Origin of the sequence: Alkalicoccus luteus (genome assembly GCF_052061695.1) — a bacterium.
Classification (GTDB): domain Bacteria; phylum Bacillota; class Bacilli; order Bacillales; family Salisediminibacteriaceae; genus Alkalicoccus; species Alkalicoccus luteus.
Window position 1 is genome coordinate 217,302 of record NZ_JBPZEY010000002.1, and the last position, 19,783, is coordinate 237,084.

Here is a 19,783-nt window from a genome sequence, read left to right on the forward strand (position 1 = left end):
GGAAGGTTGATAGTATGGTACAGACAACTCCGATGATGAAGCAGTACTTAGCTATAAAAGAAAAGCACGCGGATGCATTTTTATTTTTCCGTCTCGGAGATTTTTATGAGCTTTTCTTCGAGGATGCGGACCTGGCAGCAAAAGAACTGGAAATTACATTGACAAAAAGAGGGAAAGGTGAGGAAGCCGTACCAATGTGCGGAGTTCCGCACCATTCGGCAGAACAGTACATTAATACGCTCGTATCAAAAGGATATAAAGTTGCTCTTTGTGAACAAACAGAGGATCCTCAAACGGCAAAGGGTGTCGTTCGACGTGAAGTTGTGCAGATTATCACTCCTGGCACGATTATGGGGAATGGTCTTCAAGATGCCCGCAATCAGTATGTCGCCGCTATGACTGGAGAGGCCGCAGCGTATTCCGTATTTGCAGCAGATTTAACAACGGGTGAAGCCTATGCATGCAGAGCTGGAACTGTCACCAGAGCGGTTGAAGAGCTGCTTTCGTACAGTCCAAAAGAGGTTATTCTGTTAGAAGGAAGCTCTCTTTCCGAAATAATAAATGAGCGCACTGAGGCATTTATTACACATTTGCCGGCGCCAGCTGACACGGCTGATGAGGCAGCGGAGCTACCGGAAGACTTGCAGGCAGGAGCTTCCCTGCTGACCTCCTACCTGTATCAGACCGCAAAAAGGAGCCTTGAACACCTGCAGAGATTTGCAGAATATACGCCGTCCCGATACTTACAAATCGATCATTACTCGAAACGTAATTTGGAAATTACAGAAACGATGAGAGACAGAAGCAAGGCGGGCTCATTGTTCGGTGTGCTCGATTATACGCAGACTGCTATGGGGACACGCAGGCTGAAGCGGTGGCTCGAAAAGCCGTTGTACAGTCAGTCGGATGCTGAAGAGAGACATCTGCTTACAGAAAAGCTTTTGGATCGGTTTCTGGAGCGTGATCAAATCAGAGAACTGCTCAAGCACGTGTACGATTTGGAACGATTAAGCGGCAGGATCTCATTTGGTACAGTAAACGGCCGTGAACTGCTGCAGCTGAAAAAATCGTTGCAGCAGCTGCAGCCGCTTGCAAGTGTCCTCACCTCGCTTGAGTGCGGGCCAGCTTCCAGGCTGGCTGCTGAAATGGTTCCGCCGGATGAGCTGATTGAACTGCTCGAATCGAGCATTTCGGAAACGGCGCCGGTTTCCATTACGGAAGGCAGCGTCATAAAGGATGGATACGATCAGCAGCTGGATCAATACAGAGACGCTATGACAAACGGCAGAAGCTGGATCGCCTCGCTCGAAGCAAAGGAGAGGCAGGCCACAGGCATTAAGTCATTAAAAATCGGCTTTAATAAAGTATTTGGGTATTATATAGAAGTTTCGAAAGCTAATATAAATCATTTACCAGAAGGCCGGTACGAACGTAAACAAACGCTTTCAAACGCGGAGCGTTATGTCACACCTGAATTAAAAGAAAAAGAAAAAGTGATTCTTGAAGCGGAAGATAAAAGCGGACGACTGGAATATGAGCTGTTTACAGCTATTCGGAATCATGTTAAAACATTCATTCCCCAGCTGCAGTCTGCCGCTTTGTCAGTAAGTTCCCTGGACGTGCTTCAAAGTTTTGCTGAAGCAGCTGAACAGCATCACTATGTAAAGCCTGTGTTTAACCAGAAAAAAAACATCTCACTTTCAAGGTCGAGACACCCGGTGGTTGAATCTGTAATTGATGCCGGTGCTTATATCGAAAATGATTTTCAACTAACCTCTGAGCAGGATATGCTGCTGATTACGGGTCCGAATATGGCTGGTAAAAGTACGTACATGCGTCAGCTGGCATTGATTGTCATTATGGCTCAAGCAGGTTCTTTTGTTCCGGCTGATCAGGCAGAGCTTCCTTTATTCGATCACATATTTACTCGAATCGGCGCAGCGGATGATCTTGCCTCCGGGCAGAGTACATTTATGGTAGAAATGAATGAAACGAGGCGTGCAGTCGATGAAGCGACGTCTCGAAGCTTGATATTGCTCGATGAAATCGGAAGAGGGACATCGACTTACGACGGAATGGCACTCGCTCAGTCCGTTATCGAGTACATTCACAATCGAATCGGGGCAGTCACGCTTTTCTCTACTCATTACCACGAGCTTACAGTGCTTGCTGAGAAATTGAGCCGTCTAGAAAATGTCCATGCAACTGCTCGTGAAGATAACGGGGTGCTGACATTTCTGCACCGCATTCAGCAAGGTCCTGCCGATAAAAGTTATGGAATTCACGTAGCGCGACTTGCCGGGCTGCCGGATGAACTGATTCGAAGAGCAGATGATATATTACGGACCTTTGAAAAACGAAATCGTAAACGTACGAAGGAAACGCAGCAGGTGGAGCAGCTTTCACTGTTTCCGGAAGCGGAAACCGAACACCCCGTGCTGGAAGAGCTGAAAAAGGTCGATCTCCTTCACATGACACCGATCGAAGCGGTAACGTATTTAGACAAGCTGCAGCGTCAAATAAAGGGGGAGGATGAGAATGAAGCGCATTCAGAAGCTGGACAGCCTGCTCGCAGATAAAATTGCAGCGGGTGAAGTTGTAGAACGACCTGCTTCTATCGTGAAAGAGCTAGTAGAAAATGCTATTGATGCTTCTGCAGCTTCCATCCGCGTGGAAGCAGACGAAGGAGGCATCAGCCGTCTGCGGGTCATGGATGATGGACAAGGCATCTCACGCGAGGATCGTGAGACCGCGTTTGAACGCCATGCAACAAGTAAAATTCAATCGGACAGAGATTTATTTCGAATCCGCTCGCTGGGTTTTCGCGGGGAAGCTCTTCCAAGTATCGCCTCTGTTTCTGAACTGCAGATGACAACGTCAGATGAAGGAGAAGATGGGGAAACTTTGCTGTATCGCGATGGTATCCTGAAGGAACGAAAGCCCGCTGCACCGCGCAGAGGAACGGATATTACAGTTCAGAAGCTTTTTCACCGCACTCCCGCCCGATTGAAGCATTTGAAGAGTGTTTTGACAGAAGCAGGGCATATCTCCGATGTCATCAACCGAATGGCATTGGCTCATCCCGAAACGAGATTTGAGCTTTTTCATAATGGGAAAAAGCAATTTTCAACACCAGGCGATGGAAAATTATTAAACGTCATGAGACATGTATACGGCTCACGGACAGCTGTGTCGATGAAAGAGTTTCACGCATCGAATGCTGATTTTGAAATAAAGGGCTGCGCAGCCCTCCCGGAGCATGCTAGAGCCGGCAGGTCTTATATTACCGTCATTATGAATGGCAGATTTGTAAAAAGTCAGGTAGTCGTCCGTGCCATATTGGAAGGGTATAAATCACTTCTGCCTATCGGACGCTATCCTATTATTTGTGTGCATATTACACTGGATCCTTCACTAATCGATGTAAATGTTCATCCGTCGAAGCTTGAAGTAAGGCTTAGTAAAGAAACAGAGCTAGCCCATTTTATGAAGCAGGAAATAGTGAAACTGTGGCAAAAAACTGATTTAATCCCTACCGTCACACATGCTGCACATTCGATGCGAAAACAGCAGTCGGAAGCGATACCGCTTTCTTTTTATCCAGAAGAAACTGCTAAATCAGATGCTGTGCGCGAGCCGGCGAGAGAGGCATCTATTTCTAAAACGACTGAGTCAACAACCGATTTTGACGAGATGTCCGGTCCATCCCCTGAATCGAACTCTTCAGAAAAAGAGGAGCGCGCAGAACATGCTCAAAAGGACGGTAAGTTCCTTGAACCGCAAGACTTCCCTGAGCCCTCAGTTCCATCGCTGGAGGTCGTTGGTCAATTACACGGAACGTATATTATCGGTCAAAATGAAACCGGCATGTACTTGGTCGACCAGCACGCAGCTCAGGAACGGATCAACTATGAGTATTACTTAAAAAAACTCGCTTCACCCGCAAGAGAACTGAAAACATTGCTGGTTCCGATTACAATTGATTTAGCCGCGCGGGAAGCTGCGGCTGTGAACGAATATCGTACCCAGCTTGAAGAATCGGGTATCTATTTGGAACCGTTTGGAACTTCATCTTACCTTGTTCGGGAATGTCCCACTTGGTTTCCCAAAGGCGGCGAAGAAAGAGCGGTCTATGAGCTGATTGATTACGTGACAAAATCAGGTAAAATTGATCTTTCCATTTTTCGAAATGACGCAGCAGCACTGCTTGCTTGTAAAGCATCCATTAAAGCTAACCACAGTCTTCCTCACACGCAGATGCAAGGGCTGCTGGAGCAATGGAGAAAATGTGAAGCCCCTTATACATGTCCGCATGGCCGCCCGGTGATGATTCATTTCTCCACATATGAAATAGAAAAAATGTTTAAGCGGGTGATGAACTGATGGACATCCCCGTTGTAACAACCGGCAGAAAAAACGCTGAACGGTACCGGCCGTACGCGGAGAATTTTGCACATCGATACGGCTTGGAATTCTGTGAAAGGCACGGCTCTTTTTCCAACACCGTGCGTGCACGTCCGGCATTTCTTGCTGGGGGCGGCAGCCTTCGTCTCTATGCAGCGGAAAATACACGGCCGCTGACCTTCCATCCGAGTTCAGCTCATTTAAGAGTGCACGATCAGCAAAACGGCAGCTTGGACCCATTGATTCGTCTTATGCCCGAAATAAGCGGTGCCGACGTTCTTGACTGTACATTTGGTATGGGCAGCGACAGTCTGCTGATGGCATGGAATGGCGCTAACATAACGGCGCTTGAAAGCAGCTGGCCGATTTATATTTTAATGCATGAAAGTATTCACATGGCTGAGAAGCTGGATGCTCCATTTAACGACGCAGCAAAACGAATCAAGCTCATAAATGCTCGTGCCGAAGCATTTCTAAAGACGTGTGAAGATAATCAGTTTGACTATGTTTATCTGGATCCTATGTTTGACAAACCGGTGTCTTCATCCGCGGCAATCGACCCGCTGCGGGAATTTGCTGATCATGGGGAGCCGGACCTTCACTTTATAAAAGAGGCGGAACGGGTCGCAGCCAGCAGACTCATTCTCAAAGATCATTATACAAGCAGTCGTTTTGATCAATTGGGCTTCAAGCGGCTTTACCGGAAGCACGCCTCATTTCACTACGGCTATATAGATTGCGGGGATGAGTTAAAGTGAAAAAAGAAACACTGATTATTATAGCGGGACCGACAGCTTCAGGAAAAACAGAGCTTGCGTTAAAAGCTGCGGCGGAAGTTGATGGCGAGATTATAAGCGGAGATTCGATGCAGATCTATCGAGGTCTGAACGTTGGAACAGCAAAACCGACTGAAAAAGAGCTGCTGCAAATTCCTCATCACCTGATCGATGTTGTGCCTATGTGCGGATCATTTTCGGCAGCCGATTTTCAGCAGGGGGCAGCAGACGCGATTCGAGATATTCGCAGCAGAGGTAAAACGCCAATTCTATGCGGAGGAACAGGACTTTATATTCAGAGTCTGCTTTACGGCTATCAGTTTTCTTCCGCCGATTCTGACCCCGAAGTCAGAAAGAAGCTTGAAGATCAAGCTCATAAATACGGTGGGGCCGCTCTATATAAAGAATTGAAAGAAACGGACCCTGCTGGAGCAGAAACAGTGCATCCTCATAATGTAAAGCGAGTCATTCGAATGCTTGAAATTAATGCAGTAACGGGAGCGCCCGTATCCAGCATAGAAGAAATTGCAAAGGAAAGTCCTTACCGCTTTTTACTTTGCGGCCTCGCTCATGATCGCGAGGTTTTATACGACCGGATCAACAGACGTGTTGAGCTGATGGCTGCATCCGGTCTTATAGAGGAAGCTGAAAAGCTTTATGCGGAATGCGGAATGAATGCGCAGGCTTCCCAGGCCATCGGTTATAAAGAGCTGTTCCCTTATATTCGCGGTGAACAGGAGTTGGATGCTTGCCTCAATCAGCTAAAGCAGAATACGCGCAGATTCGCAAAGCGGCAGCTTACTTGGTTTCGGAATAAGCTGCCAGTAACGTGGTTTGATTTGAGCGGGGACAGGGAAGAAAGAGAAAAAGCGGTTATCGGTGAGATCTCCCGTTTTGCCGGTCCGCCAAGACAATCATTCTGATTTATTCAGGAGGGGGAAGAGCAATATGAAACAGCAGCCAGTTAATATTCAGGACCAGTTTCTTAATCAACTGCGTAAAGAAAGCATTCCGGTTACCGTTTTCCTGCTGAACGGCTTTCAGCTGCGTGGACTTGTTAAAAGCTTTGATAACTTCACCGTTATACTCGACACAGATGGAAAACAGCAGCTCGTTTATAAACACGCCATTTCTACTTTTTCCCCTCAAAGGAACGTCCAGTTTAATCAGGATAAACCTGCTCCCTCGTCTTAATGAAGAGAGCCCGGATGAATGGTTCATGCCGGGTTTTTTTCTGCAGGTCAGCTTTAAAGGAGGCGGAGAATGACAAGTCATTACGAAACGGTCATATTAACAGGTGTACGTAAGCAGCAGCAAAGTGAACAATCATTCGACTACCGGATGGATGAGCTTTCGGCTCTGACAGAAACTGCAGGGGGAAAACCGGTGGCCAGGGTCATTCAGACGTTAAAGGCACCTCGTGCAGCAACATACATAGGTCCAGGAAAAGTGGAGGAGCTTTCAGCAGCAGCCGAAGAGCATGAAGCCGGGCTCATCATCTTCAATGATGAACTTTCGCCAACGCAGCTGCGAAACCTGACTGCAGCTCTGCCAGCTGCAGTCATTGATCGAACGCAGTTGATTTTGGATATATTTGCTCAAAGGGCCAATTCCAGAGAAGGTCAGCTGCAAGTTGAACTTGCACAGTTAAGCTATACGCTGCCGAGGCTGCGAGGCCAGGGAACGTCCCTTTCGCGACTTGGAGGCGGAATTGGAACACGTGGGCCTGGTGAAACGAAGCTCGAGACCGACCAGCGCCATATACGAAGCCGGATGGCCGAGCTTAGACGCAGGCTGAATGAAGTGACAAGCCACCGTTCGCGCTACAGGGAAAACCGGAAAGAAAAAGAGGTCTTTCAAATCGCCCTGGTAGGCTACACGAATGCCGGTAAATCGACGTTGCTTGAACAGTTGGCAAAAAGCGAAACGTTTATAGAGGATAAGCTGTTTGCGACACTGGACCCGCTGTCGAGAAAAGTCAAGCTGCCTTCAGGATTTCAGTTCTTATTAACCGATACAGTTGGTTTTATTCAACAACTGCCGACAACGCTCATAGCCGCATTCCGATCAACTCTTGAAGAAGTGAAGGAAGCGGACTTTCTCCTGCATATTGTAGACGCTTCTCACGCAGATGCTGACAACCATGAAGCTTCGGTACATTCGCTGTTAGACGAGCTTGGCGCTGGGACTGTACCTGCAATGACGGTTTATAACAAAAAAGATCTAATAAAAGGACCTCATGTTCCGTCAGCAGGTTCCGGAAACTCAATTGCAGTCAGCGCAAAGGATCCCCATGATATTGCGCTTCTGTTTCAAAAACTTGAGCAGCAGCTGAAGGCACAATTTCTTCCTTACGTCGTCCGCTTTGCAGCTTCGGAAGGTAAATTTCTGCATCGATTAAAACAGGAAACAATTGTTACGAATGAAACTTTCAATGAAACGACCGATGAATATGAATTTTCTGGCTACGCACCTGCCGAGACGGCTATAGCCAATGAAGTGATGAGAAAGAGGAGGGAAAAGCCGGAGACTTAACCGGCTGTTATTATGATGGAACGATCTACGATTACTGCTATGAGTGAAGCTGTCCACCGCAGCTTGTTGGAACGGTTTTTCACAATAGGTAAAACGGTAGAAACAAATCAAAAGCGAGTGTTAAATGCATTCCGAAAAGCGGAGGTGTCTGATTTTCATTTTGCGCCGTCTACAGGATATGGATATGACGACGCGGGAAGAGATAAGCTCGAAGAAATATATGCCGATGTATTTGCTACTGAATCAGCACTTGTCAGAAGCCAGTTTGTCTCTGGTACTCATGCGATCAGCACCGCTTTATTCGGCGTGCTGCGGCCTGGTGATGAACTGCTTTATATCACGGGCCGCCCCTATGACACGCTTGAGGAGGTGATTGGATTAAAAGGAGAAGCTGGGGGCGGTTCTCTTAAGGATTACAATATATCGTACAGAGAAATTGAGTTAACAAACGGCAGCATTGATGTTAATGAAGTGTTAAGGCAGATAACTGACCGAACAAAAGTGATCGGAATCCAGCGTTCCAGAGGGTATGGAGATCGTCCTTCCATAAAAATAAAAGAGATGGAGCAGGTCATTCGATCGCTAAAAGCCGTTTATCCGGATGTAATTGTGTTTGTAGATAATTGTTACGGTGAATTTGTGGAAGATAAAGAACCGGGCCACGCAGGTGCTGACTTAATCGCTGGTTCGCTGATCAAAAATCCGGGGGGAGGCTTAGCGCTTACCGGAGGTTATATTTGCGGGAGGGATGAGTTGCTGAAGAAGTGTGCAAATCGCCTTGCAGCTCCCGGAATTGGAGCAGAAGGGGGCGCGACGACAGGAGTCCTGCATGGTATGTTTCAAGGCTTTTTCCTTGCTCCTCATGTCGTTGGCGAAGCACTCAAAGGAGCTGTATTCACGGCAGCTCTTCTCGAAAAAGCAGGGATGACCGTCGACCCGAAAGCTTGTGAAGCGCGCACAGATTTAATACAGTCTGTTCATTTTAACTCTGCCGAAGAAATGACGGCCTTCTGCCAAACAATTCAACAGTATTCCCCAGTAGATGCGCATGTCACCCCGCAGCCTTCTCCAATGCCGGGATACAGCGACGATGTCATTATGGCAGCCGGTGCATTTGTTCAAGGCGCAAGTATTGAGCTTTCAGCTGACGGGCCGCTGCGACCGCCTTACCGAGCATATGTCCAGGGCGGGCTCACGTTTGAACATGTAAAAACAGCAGTAACGGAAGCGGCTGCTGCAGCTGTGTCAAATGGAATAAGCAGAGAACACGAGAAAAACAGATGAAGATGGATTATAGGTGAGATAAAAGGCGATGATTTCAGTCAAAAGCACATGAACCACGATTTTGATTGTCAGAAAATTTCCCTGTTAGATTATCTGACAATCACCTTTTCATCACTCGTAAAGTTCGGTAGGATACAACTATCGCAGTTTTCAGAATTACCTGAAGCTGTTCAGATTATCGAAGGAGGAGAATATAAACATGAGCAATACGACTAAAAAAGACATAATGAAAATGGCTGAGGAGGAAAACGTTAAGTTTATCCGACTACAGTTCACTGATTTGCTGGGAATCATCAAGAACGTTGAAATCCCGGTGGACCAGCTTCCAAAAGCGCTCGACAATCTGATGATGTTTGATGGATCCTCCATCGAAGGTTTCGTTCGAATTGAAGAATCCGATATGTATCTTCATCCGGACCTTGAAACGTGGGTTGTATTCCCTTGGACTCCCGAAAAAGGAAAAGTGGCTCGTCTGATTTGTGACGTTCACAACCCGGATAAAGACCGCACGCCGTTTGCCGGTGATCCACGCGGAATTCTTAAAAAAGTACTTAAAGAAGCAGAAGATCTCGGATTCTCCGACTTCAATATTGGACCTGAGCCGGAATTCTTCCTGTTCAAAAATGATGAAAACGGAGAGCCGACTCTTGAACTTAATGATAAAGGCGGATATTTTGACCTTGCGCCTACAGACCTTGGGGAGAACTGCCGACGCGACATCGTGCTTGAACTGGAGGATATGGGCTTTGAAATTGAAGCTTCCCACCACGAGGTAGCACCTGGTCAGCATGAGATTGACTTCAAATACGCGGATGCTGTTACAACAGCTGATAACATCCAGACGTTTAAGCTCGTTGTTAAAACAATTGCGCGTAAACACGGATTGCATGCTACATTCATGCCAAAGCCGCTTTTCGGTGTGAATGGTAATGGAATGCATGCAAACATGTCTCTTTTCCGCAGTGAAAAAGATAATGCATTCTATGATGAGTCAACAGAAACTGGCATGAGTGAAACAGCTATGCAATTCCTGGCTGGTATTCTTAAGCATGCAGATGCTTTTACTGCCATTACGAATCCAACCGTTAACTCCTACAAACGACTCGTACCAGGTTATGAAGCACCTTGCTACATCGCATGGTCCATGCGTAACCGTTCACCGCTCGTGCGTATTCCTTCTTCACGTGGTCTTTCCACACGTATCGAGGTACGCAGCGTAGACCCTGCAGCTAATCCGTATCTGGCAATGGCAGCACTTCTGGCAGCAGGCCTTGACGGGGTGCGCAAGAAGCTTACTCCGCCAGAAGAAACAAACCGCAATATCTATGCGATGGATGCACAGGAGCGTGAAGCAGAAGGCATCCAGGCGCTTCCTGCATCACTGAAAGAAGCGATTGAAGCATTGGCAAAAAACGAGACGATTACGAAATCACTCGGAAGCCATGCTCTGGAACACTTCATTGAAGCGAAAGAAATTGAGTGGGATATGTTTGCCACCCAGGTTCACCCTTGGGAGCGCGAGCAGTACATCCAGACGTATTAAGAATAGCGAAGAGCTGTCCGCATCCGGACAGCTCTTCTTTTGTGAATTTAGCCGCATAAAACAGCAGCGCCTCCTGATTGTTCAGGAGGCGCTGCTGTACAGTCATCGGTTATTCCCGTTTAATGAAGCGTGCGGAACACCCCGACAACCTTACCGAGAATTTGAACGTAATCTAAGATGATCGGCTCGAGAGAAGCGTTTTCCGGCTGAAGGCGGAAATAATCCTTCTCTTTAAAAAAACGTTTGACAGTAGCTTCGTTTTCATCGGTCATGGCTACGACAATATCTCCATTATCCGCATGGGCCTGCTGGCGTACAACGACGTAATCACCGTCGAATATACCGGCTTCGATCATGGAATCACCAGAAATCTCCAGAATAAACGATTCTTCATCCTGTGCGAGACTAGCCGGAAGTGGAACATACTCTTCAACATTTTCAATCGCGGTTATCGGCTGCCCGGCCGTTACCTTACCAATTACAGGAACAGAGATAGACGGGGTATGCGCAATAGACTGGTCACCCTCCTGACCAATAACTTCAATCGCTCTCGGCTTTGTAGGATCGCGACGAATAAAGCCTTTTTTTTCTAATCTGGAAAGATGGCCGTGAACGGTCGAGCTGGAAGCGAGACCGACTGCTTCACCAATCTCTCTGACGGACGGAGGATAGCCTTTATCCTTGACCTCATCCCGGATAAAATCGAGGATCGCCTGCTGCCGGGTGGATAATTTCGTCATGTAAACACCTCATTATTTTAGGTTAGAAACATTCGAGCTTATATTTCCTTATGGAAAAGTATAGCATGAGAACAAAGGTTTCGCAAACGTTCGTTCTATTTTAATGTTGACACGAACGTTCGTTCCTTGTAAGCTGTTTATAGAATGTACGAACAAATATTCCTGCGAACAAAGGGGCGAACAGTTATGATCAGGCATTGGAACATCACAGGACCAGTAACATCACTACTTGCAGCAGCTGCTATTTTCTCAGCAGCCGGGGTAACCGGAGAAGATCATCCTGTTATGCCGGCCGACGGCGAACACGTGGTGAAGGAAGGTGAATCACTTTGGACTGTAGCTGATTCTATGTCTGAAGAGCTGGACATGAAGCTGGAAGAAACCGTATACTGGCTGAAGCAGGAAAATGAGCTGGACAATGAAACAATTTATCCTGGACAATCATTAACCGTGCCAGGCGAGTGGATTGGAGTGGCATCAGAGTGAATGCTTTTATATACTGCCGCGTAAGCACTGAAAAAGAAACACAGCAAAGTTCGTTGGCACGGCAGGAAGAAGAGCTGGCGGCAGCTGCAAAAGAATGGGGAATGAATACGGTACAAATTGAACGGGAGGAAGCGAGCGGTTATGACGTCGACAGGCCTGGGATTCTCACGATCCTGGAGGGAATGAAAGAAACTGAAGATGCTTGTTTGCTTATTCAGGATGAAACCCGGCTTGGACGAGGGAATGCCAGGATGGCTCTACTGCACCAGCTTCGTAAATATGACTGCACTGTTTATTCCATTAAGGATAATGGGAAGCTGCAAGTTTCAGAGACTGATTCAATGGTATTGGAAATTGTATCGCTTGTCGAAGAATATCAGCGCAAGCTTCAAAATGCGAAGATCAAGCGCGGGATGAAGAAGGCGGTTGATGGCGGCTACAAACCTCACAATAATTTGGAACGGCATCGCCTCGGCGGCCGTAAAAAAATGGAGGTCCCGGTAGAGGAAATCGTCCGGCTTCGTCACAACGGAATGACGTTTCATGAGATTGCAGTCATGATGCGTGGGCTTGGATTTACGGTTTCCAAAGCTACTGCTCATAGAAGGTACCGGGAATACGTGCATGAGAGCAGACTGCTTGAAAACGATTCTGTGAACCGGTAAAATGAACCTATTATTTATAATTGGAGGCATGTTACAGGTGATCAGTAAAGAAAAACTCGACCGGATTAACCTATTAGCTAAAAAAGCTAAGGCAGACGGTTTATCTATCAAAGAACAAAAAGAACAAAAAGAGCTGCGCCAGGAATATTTAAAAAACGTTCGCAGCAGTTTTCGTAATCAACTGAGCTCTGTTAAAGTGGTTGATGAAGAAGGAAATGATGTAACGCCGGAAAAGCTGAAAGCGGAAAAACGGAACAACAATATTATTCATTAGCAGATAAACCATTCTTATAAAGGAATGGTTTTTTATCAGTCTATTTGTTCATTGAATGAACAAATAGACTGAACCCGCGCCTGTCAACGATACGCCAGCCTGCAGACGTACGTACAATTGTGTGCAAAGTTTCGTTTTCTGGTTGTCTAACCGGTGCGAAACATATATCATAAAACGAGTAAGGTAAATTAAAACGCAAAGTGAGGGTGTTAATTCATGACAATGACCACTTCCGTTGATCAACTGTCGATTAATACGATCCGTACCCTATCAATTGACAGCATTGAAAAAGCTAATTCCGGACATCCGGGTATGCCAATGGGCTCTGCACCGATGGCGTACAAGTTATTCACTGAATTTATGCAGCACAACCCGGCGAATCCTGACTGGTTTAACCGGGACAGATTCATCCTGTCAGCAGGTCATGGATCCATGCTGCTTTACAGCCTGCTGCACCTGCACGGCTATGATGTAACGCTTGATGATTTGAAGAACTTCCGACAGTTCAACAGCCGTACTCCTGGCCACCCTGAATATAAGCACACCCCCGGCGTTGAGGCAACTACTGGACCGCTTGGACAGGGAATTGCGATGGCTACGGGCTTTGCGATGGCTGAAGCGCACCTTAGCGCAGTGTATAACAAGCCTGGATACGACCTGATCGACCACTATACGTACACGATCTGTGGAGATGGTGATCTAATGGAAGGGGTTTCGGCTGAATCGGCCTCTCTCGCTGGACACCTGAAACTCGGTAAACTGATTGTTCTCTACGATTCCAACGACATCTCACTGGATGGCGATCTGCACCAGTCATTCTCTGAAAGCGTAGCTGACCGGTACCGTGCGTATGGATGGCATGTATTGTACGTAGAGGATGGCAATGACCTTGAAGCAATCACAAAAGCTGTTGAAGAAGCGAAAGCGGATGATCGTCCATCGATGATTGAAGTAAAGACAGTTATCGGGTACGGGTCTCCGAACAAGAGCGGGAAGTCGGCTTCCCACGGTGCTCCGCTTGGAGAAGAAGAAGCTGCAGCTGCTAAAAAAGCGTACAACTGGGAATATAAAGAACCGTTCTATATTCCTGACGAAGTAAAAGCGCATTACAACAGTCAGAAAGAAAAAGGACAGCAGCAGGAAGAGGCGTGGAACAATCTTTTCGCGTCTTATAAAGAAGAATATCCCGAGCTCGGCGCACAGCTCGAACGAGCGATTCACAACGAGCTTCCGGAAGACTGGGATGTTGATATCCCTGTATATGAGGAAGGCGATAAATCCGCTACAAGAGCATCCGGGGGCGAAGTGCTAAATGCCATTGCCGGCCGGGTACCTAATCTGTTTGGAGGGTCTGCAGACCTTGCATCATCCAATAAAACGATGCTGAATGGTGAAGAAGACTTTAGCCGCAACAACTACGCAGGACGAAACATCTGGTTCGGCGTAAGAGAATTTGCAATGGCGGCTGCCGTTAATGGCATGGCTCTTCACGGGGGAGTTAAACCTTACGGCGCTACATTCTTCGTCTTTTCTGATTACCTGCGACCGGCAGTCCGGCTTGCAGCCTTGATGAAAATTCCGTCTACGTTTGTCTTTACACATGACAGTATCGCTGTTGGGGAAGACGGTCCAACTCACGAACCGGTTGAACAGCTTCCATCTCTCCGTGCGATGCCAGGGCTTTCCCTTATTCGACCTGCTGACGGCAATGAGACAGCTGCGGCCTGGAGACTTGCTGTTGAATCTAAGGATCATCCGACCGCACTCGTGCTGACTCGACAAGGCCTGCCAGTGCTGCCAGGGTCAAAGGATTCAGCTTTGGAAGGTGTTAAAAAAGGCGCGTATGTAATTAGCGAAGCAAATGGACGTCCAGACGGCCTGCTGCTCGCCTCAGGTTCAGAAGTGTCACTAGCAGTGGATGCACAGTCTGCGCTTGAAAAAGAAGGCATTTTTGTATCAGTTGTATCTGTTCCAAGCTGGGACCGCTTTGACAAGCAGTCAGATGCGTATAAAGAATCTGTACTGCCATCCGATGTGAAGGCTCGACTGGCTATTGAAGTAGCTTCTCCGCTTGGATGGGAGCGTTATACTGGTTCAGAAGGGTCTGTGCTCGGGATTGAAACATTTGGTGCCTCAGCACCAGGTGATCAGATTATGAAGGAGTATGGATTCCATACAGACAACGTTGTAAACCGATTTAAACAGCTTTTAAACAAATAAGTGCCGTGTTCCAGATGGTCTGAGCTGAATCAGACCATCTGTTTTTTAGCTGATAAATAGCGAATCCTGTCCAAAAGCTTCTTTGCAAATGGACTGCTCTCATGTATACTAATGGAGGTTAGGAATTGTGAGTAGAAGGAGGGTCAGGCGATGCAGCTGTGGCTTGCGATATTGTTAATTGTCATCGCTTTACTGGCAGGAATTGCACTTGGTTTTTTCATCGCGAGAAAATATATGATGAATTATATGAAGAAGAATCCGCCGATTAATGAAAAAATGCTGCGAGTGATGATGATGCAGATGGGCATGAATCCGTCTCAAAAGAAAATTAATCAAATGATGAAAGCAATGAACAACGCGAACGATAAATAAAGCGATTTGTTCTGCTGAACGTGCATTTGAAACCCGGAAGAAGGGTGGCTGTTCGAGCTGATCGAACAGCTTTTTTCATATCCGGGGATACTGAAAGAGCAGGTGAACAAACGATGAGTACCCTTGAACTTCCCTCCATACAGGTAACAAAAATGCTGGAGAAAAACCTGCCAGTTGTTGATGTCCGCTCACCGGGAGAATTTGCACATTTTTCATATCCGGGAAGCATTAACCTTCCTCTCTTTACGGACGAGGAGCGCGTTGAAGTCGGCACTACGTATAAGCAGGTGGACCCCGAGCGTGCAAAAGATATCGGAATTACACATTTTGCTGAAAAGCTTCCGGAATATTACCAGACGATAAAAGAACTGACGGAAAACGGAGCAAAACCAGTCGTTATAGCCTGTGCAAGAGGCGGGATGCGAAGCGGAAGTTTTGTCTCCCTGTTTGCCTCATTGAAGCTGCCGGTTCTCCAGCTGGAAGGCGGAATACGCTCAATCAGAAGATATGTGCAGGTCGAACTGGAGCGATTGTCCACTTTGCCATGGAAGGCAATTGTAATTGGAGGTTATACCGGCACTAGAAAAACGGTTTGGCTGGAAGAGCTTCAAAAAAAGTCATGGCCCGTATTAAATCTGGAAGGCCTCGCTAGTCACCGAGGTTCGATATTCGGTCACATTGGATTAGAAAAACGGTCTCAAAAGCAGTTTGAATGGCTGCTTATGAAAGAACTGCAGAATCTTGAGCATTTCCCTTATATGATTATGGAAGCAGAGAGCAAACGGATCGGACCTATTGTTCTGCCGGAATGGCTTCAGCAAATAAAAGAAAAAGGCGCATATGTAGAGCTGCATGATTCCATGAAAAACCGTGTTGCGTATCTGCTGAAGGAATATAAGCCAACAGAAAACGCGGAATCGTTTAAACAGGCATTGGATCGCTTGAAAAAAAGACTCAAGCCTTATTCGCTTGAAGTTATCGAAGCTGCCGAGCAAAAAGATGACTACGCTGCCATTTTTGAAGAATTACTGACCTCTTATTATGATCCTAGATATTCACATAAGCAGCAGGAGTATACCGAGAACGAGAGGATCTATCCTGTGCATATAGAAGACATGACGCAGGAGCAAATTCTCCAGGCGATCAGCGAAGCGGTTGAAGAGCAGGCTGATCAACTGAAAACATAGCAGGCAGGTTATTGTCCCATTACTGTTTATTCAGGGAAGCATCTGGCTCGCTGAATATGCTATACTGAACGCGGGAGTGCGATAGGGGGGAGCGCTATGTATGCAGTGCTGTTTGCAGTAGCTGCCTTTCTGATGGCTTGTGCCGCTGTAGTAATTCGTATGAGAGCCATGAAAAAACCTGCGTCGGTAAAGAAAATTTTAATACCGCCCGCAGCGATGTCTACCGGCTTTCTTATGTTTTTATATCCGCCGGTTCAGCAGATCACCTGGCTGGAGGCAGCTGAAGCGTTTACAGTAGGATTGCTATTTTCTATTATTCTAATTAAAACATCGTCATTTGAAATTCGACATGGAGATGTCTACATGAAACGATCCAAGTGGTTTCCAGTTATTCTGATGGGACTGCTGGGAGTACGACTTGTTGTCAAGCTTGCACTTGGTATTTACTTTTCATATGAAGTGCTTGCGGGAATGTTTTTCCTTCTCGCGTTTGGAATGCTGCTGCCTTGGAGAATTGCTATGTATGTGAAATTCCGGCGTGTCCAAAAAGATTTTCTCGGCCGGCAGGAAAAAGAACCGCTGCAGGAACCAGCCGGCTCAGCCTGAATATCCAATTACTAAAGCAGAAAGCCGCCGGATCGTTTTGATCCGGCGGCTTTCTGCTTTTTTACACAGCTGATGACGTCCCTCGTTCAGGAGATTGCCTGAAATATTTTTCATAAGGTGCAGCATCAATATTTTTTTCCTTCAATTTCTTTCTTAGAAATTTATGATCCCGTTTAGGCGTCGCAGCAATATAACCTTTTATAATAAGTTCCTGTGATAAATAGTCAGCCTTTTCTTCAAGCGCAAACTGGCCAATTTTACCGGCAATTTTCTGTTTGGCGATATCACGAAATAATTCAGGGACGGGTTCAGTTAATTCATTTAAGAGCGCTTTTTTATCGTCGGTCCACAAATGAAGCGTTTTATCAATATAGTAGTCCTGCCAATCCAAAATGGATTTACCATCTTTTTTTGGCATTTTCTTCAAAAATTTACGGAACATAAAATATCCGCCGATCGCAACTAGTACAAATACGAGTATCGACCACAGCAGGATAAACCACATAAATATATCTTCCAACGGAGCGTCACCTGCTTTCTTTTCAATCTAATGCAGATGTTGGCGGGACCGTGTGGGAATCGAACCCACCGGAGACGGCACGCGCCTCCCAAAAGGCTTTGAAGGCCCAGGTAAGCACCAGCTACACAGCCGGCCCCATGTAATACTGCGTCGTAGACAATTATACTCGAAAAGCACAATAGGATGCAAATATGCTTCCTGAAATGCTATGATGCATGCAGGAAAACGAAAGTGGTGAGGCAGATGACACAGTTTATTACATTTGGTATGGCAGGTCACATCGATCATGGAAAAACAACGTTAACGAAAGCATTAACCCACGTAGATACCGATAGATTAAGTGAAGAAAAGGAACGGATGATATCCATCGAACCTGGCTATGCCCCCTGGACGATCGCTGAAGGTGTCCGGGCTGCAATCATTGATGTCCCCGGGCACGAGCGGTTTATCCGGCAAATGATTGCAGGCGTAGCTGGTATTGATGCCGTTATGCTTACGGTTGCGGCAGATGAGGGAGTTATGCCTCAAACGAGGGAGCATTTAATCATTTTGGAACTGCTGGGGATTGATTTAGGCATTATTGTCATTACAAAATCCTCAAAAGCGGATGACGAGATGCTTGATCTGGTTGAAGAAGATATCCGTGAAGCTTGTGCCGGAACATTTTTAGAAGGGGCGGAACTGGTCGTGACGGATGCAGTTAGAGGAGAAGGGCTGGATGCTTTGAGAGAGTCAGCACAGCGCACTGCTTTACGTGCACAGCTCCGGACAGAGGGAGGAATATTCCGAATGCCGGTTGACCAATCATTTTCAGTAACCGGTCACGGCACGGTCGTGAGAGGAACGATCCATTCAGGAACGGTGACTGAAGGAGATGTCCTTTACCTTCTTCCAAACAAAAAAGAAACACGAGTGAAGCAGATTCAGTCATTCGGCACGAAACTGCCTGCAGCACACGCCGGAGACAGGGCCGCATTGAATCTTCATGGCATAAGCACAGATGAGGCCGGCAGAGGTACGGTGCTTGTTTCTGAAATAACTCCTCCCACTAAACGGCTGGACATCTGGATGAGACCGGGAAGGTTGTTTCAATACCCGTTAAAACAACGGCAAACAATTAAATTTTTCACGGGGACTACGGAAGTAACCGGCAGGATTGTTTATTTTGACCGGAATAAGCTGGAGCCTGGAACAGAGGGAACGGTCTATTGCCAGCTTGAACTTGATACGGAAGCAGCCGTCTGGAAAGGAAGCCGCTTTATTTTGAGACGGGCAACTCCTCCGGAAACAATAGGCGGAGGTGAAGTAATTGATCCTGCAGCCTCTAAGTACCGCTTTGGAGATAAAACAGTTGCACTTTTAGCAGAGAAAGCAAAAGGAACGCCAGCAGAGCGTCTCGAGCTCTTTTTAAATCAATCCGGTCCTTCTGAAAGAAAAGCTGTCAAAGAAAAGGGGGCGTTCACTGAAGAAGAGATAAACGAGGCGCTGAATGAAGAGCTTGTTAAAGAAACTGGGAAATGGCTCTATACAAAACATCATTTGGAACGAACTGTTCGTGCTGTTACTGCTCAGCTGCAAGAGTTTCACGAAGCTTATCCAATGAGGCGGGGAAAAGATATTGCAGAGACTGCTGGTTCTTCTCCATATGCCAAACAAATATCGGAGGCGCTGATTCGCATAGGGACGTCCGAAGACAATTATCGTATTGATGGAAGGTTTATTTCTGCAATAACTCATCAGGCTCACTATCCGAAAGAGTGGGAAAAAAGAATGCAGCAGGTGGAGTCTGCGCTAGCTGAAGCAGAGCTGATGCCGGAAACATTCTCGACGATAAGTGCAAAAGCAGGTATCCCAGAAAAATGGATGACAGAGTTAAAGCATTTTTTGGTCAATCAAGATATTGCTGTTGAAGCGGCCGACGATCTGTTATTTCATTATTCCGCCGTAAAAACCGCTGCAGGGCGGCTTTATGACAAATATCCGCAAACGTTAACCCTGCAGGATGCGAAGGCAGCATTAGGAATCACGAGAAAATACCTCGTCCCACTGCTGGAATCGTTTGACCGGCAGGGATGGACGAGGCGAAAGGAAGGAGATCGGATCTGGTCCGACCCGTCAACTTTTGTTTGAACTGCTTAACTTAAAAGTCGTCGATAGAATCATAGAGCCGT

At 46.7% G+C, this 19,783-nt stretch carries 18 protein-coding genes and 1 tRNA gene; 16 read left to right on the plus strand and 3 right to left on the minus strand.

Going from position 1 to position 19,783, the window contains the following annotated elements:
• Window positions 1-14 precede the first annotated feature (14 nt).
• The 8 genes from mutS to glnA all read left to right on the plus strand — a co-directional run bounded on the left by mutS (window position 15) and on the right by glnA (window position 10,542).
• On the plus strand, window positions 15-2,579 hold the full coding sequence (gene mutS / locus ACSZLD_RS03305) for a DNA mismatch repair protein MutS (protein WP_444684213.1): 2,565 nt from the start codon (window positions 15-17) through the stop codon (window positions 2,577-2,579).
• Window positions 2,539-4,383: a DNA mismatch repair endonuclease MutL gene (mutL, locus tag ACSZLD_RS03310; protein ID WP_444684214.1), complete on the plus strand. Its 1,845-nt coding sequence runs from the start codon at window positions 2,539-2,541 to the stop codon at window positions 4,381-4,383. The genes mutS and mutL overlap by 41 nt, the downstream gene beginning before the upstream one ends.
• Window positions 4,383-5,162, plus strand: a complete 780-nt coding sequence (locus tag ACSZLD_RS03315; protein ID WP_444684215.1) for a class I SAM-dependent methyltransferase — start codon at window positions 4,383-4,385, stop codon at window positions 5,160-5,162. Before mutL ends, ACSZLD_RS03315 begins: the two co-directional genes overlap by 1 nt.
• Window positions 5,159-6,103, plus strand: coding sequence for a tRNA (adenosine(37)-N6)-dimethylallyltransferase MiaA (gene miaA / locus ACSZLD_RS03320; RefSeq protein WP_377908303.1), 945 nt, complete (start codon window positions 5,159-5,161; stop codon window positions 6,101-6,103). The genes ACSZLD_RS03315 and miaA overlap by 4 nt, the downstream gene beginning before the upstream one ends.
• Before the next feature lie 25 nt (window positions 6,104-6,128).
• Window positions 6,129-6,374, plus strand: coding sequence for an RNA chaperone Hfq (gene hfq / locus ACSZLD_RS03325; RefSeq protein WP_377908304.1), 246 nt, complete (start codon window positions 6,129-6,131; stop codon window positions 6,372-6,374).
• Between the two features lie 69 nt (window positions 6,375-6,443).
• Entirely contained in the window at window positions 6,444-7,715 is a 1,272-nt protein-coding gene (hflX, locus tag ACSZLD_RS03330) for a GTPase HflX (RefSeq protein ID WP_444684216.1), read from the plus strand.
• A 12-nt stretch (window positions 7,716-7,727) separates the two neighbouring features.
• Window positions 7,728-8,999 (plus strand): methionine gamma-lyase family protein, encoded by a 1,272-nt coding sequence (locus ACSZLD_RS03335; protein WP_444684217.1) that lies wholly within the window; start codon window positions 7,728-7,730, stop codon window positions 8,997-8,999.
• 199 nt (window positions 9,000-9,198) lie between these two features.
• Complete coding sequence (glnA, locus tag ACSZLD_RS03340) at window positions 9,199-10,542, plus strand: type I glutamate--ammonia ligase (RefSeq protein ID WP_377908306.1); 1,344 nt, start codon at window positions 9,199-9,201, stop codon at window positions 10,540-10,542.
• Window positions 10,543-10,661: 119 nt separating this feature from the next.
• Here the strand turns inward: glnA and lexA are convergent, their stop codons facing one another.
• Window positions 10,662-11,282: a transcriptional repressor LexA gene (gene lexA, locus ACSZLD_RS03345; protein WP_377908307.1), complete on the minus strand. Its 621-nt coding sequence runs from the start codon at window positions 11,280-11,282 to the stop codon at window positions 10,662-10,664.
• A gap of 186 nt (window positions 11,283-11,468) precedes the next feature.
• Between lexA and yneA the strand changes: the two genes are divergently transcribed.
• The 7 genes from yneA (at window position 11,469) to ACSZLD_RS03380 (ending at window position 17,092) form a co-directional block, all read left to right on the plus strand.
• On the plus strand, window positions 11,469-11,768 hold the full coding sequence (gene yneA / locus ACSZLD_RS03350) for a cell division suppressor protein YneA (RefSeq protein ID WP_377908308.1): 300 nt from the start codon (window positions 11,469-11,471) through the stop codon (window positions 11,766-11,768).
• Complete coding sequence (locus ACSZLD_RS03355) at window positions 11,765-12,433, plus strand: YneB family resolvase-like protein (RefSeq protein WP_444684218.1); 669 nt, start codon at window positions 11,765-11,767, stop codon at window positions 12,431-12,433. Before yneA ends, ACSZLD_RS03355 begins: the two co-directional genes overlap by 4 nt.
• Before the next feature lie 37 nt (window positions 12,434-12,470).
• Entirely contained in the window at window positions 12,471-12,707 is a 237-nt protein-coding gene (locus ACSZLD_RS03360; protein WP_377908310.1) for a DUF896 domain-containing protein, read from the plus strand.
• Between the two features lie 222 nt (window positions 12,708-12,929).
• Window positions 12,930-14,927, plus strand: coding sequence for a transketolase (gene tkt / locus ACSZLD_RS03365; RefSeq protein WP_444684302.1), 1,998 nt, complete (start codon window positions 12,930-12,932; stop codon window positions 14,925-14,927).
• Between the two features lie 150 nt (window positions 14,928-15,077).
• On the plus strand, window positions 15,078-15,299 hold the full coding sequence (locus tag ACSZLD_RS03370) for a YneF family protein (RefSeq protein WP_147802274.1): 222 nt from the start codon (window positions 15,078-15,080) through the stop codon (window positions 15,297-15,299).
• Between the two features lie 113 nt (window positions 15,300-15,412).
• Complete coding sequence (gene mnmH / locus ACSZLD_RS03375; RefSeq protein ID WP_377908311.1) at window positions 15,413-16,486, plus strand: tRNA 2-selenouridine(34) synthase MnmH; 1,074 nt, start codon at window positions 15,413-15,415, stop codon at window positions 16,484-16,486.
• A 96-nt stretch (window positions 16,487-16,582) separates the two neighbouring features.
• Window positions 16,583-17,092 carry a CcdC family protein gene (locus ACSZLD_RS03380; protein WP_377908313.1) on the plus strand — a complete coding sequence of 170 codons (510 nt, stop codon included), beginning with the start codon at window positions 16,583-16,585 and terminating at the stop codon, window positions 17,090-17,092.
• A 61-nt stretch (window positions 17,093-17,153) separates the two neighbouring features.
• On the opposite strand, the gene ACSZLD_RS03385 is transcribed toward ACSZLD_RS03380, so the two are convergent.
• Window positions 17,154-17,597 carry a DUF2621 domain-containing protein gene (locus tag ACSZLD_RS03385; RefSeq protein WP_377908562.1) on the minus strand — a complete coding sequence of 148 codons (444 nt, stop codon included), beginning with the start codon at window positions 17,595-17,597 and terminating at the stop codon, window positions 17,154-17,156.
• 55 nt (window positions 17,598-17,652) lie between these two features.
• Window positions 17,653-17,749: transfer RNA gene (locus tag ACSZLD_RS03390), tRNA-Sec, on the minus strand.
• Between the two features lie 106 nt (window positions 17,750-17,855).
• Between ACSZLD_RS03390 and selB the strand changes: the two genes are divergently transcribed.
• Window positions 17,856-19,742: a selenocysteine-specific translation elongation factor gene (gene selB, locus ACSZLD_RS03395; RefSeq protein ID WP_444684219.1), complete on the plus strand. Its 1,887-nt coding sequence runs from the start codon at window positions 17,856-17,858 to the stop codon at window positions 19,740-19,742.
• The last annotated feature ends 41 nt before the right edge of the window (window positions 19,743-19,783 follow it).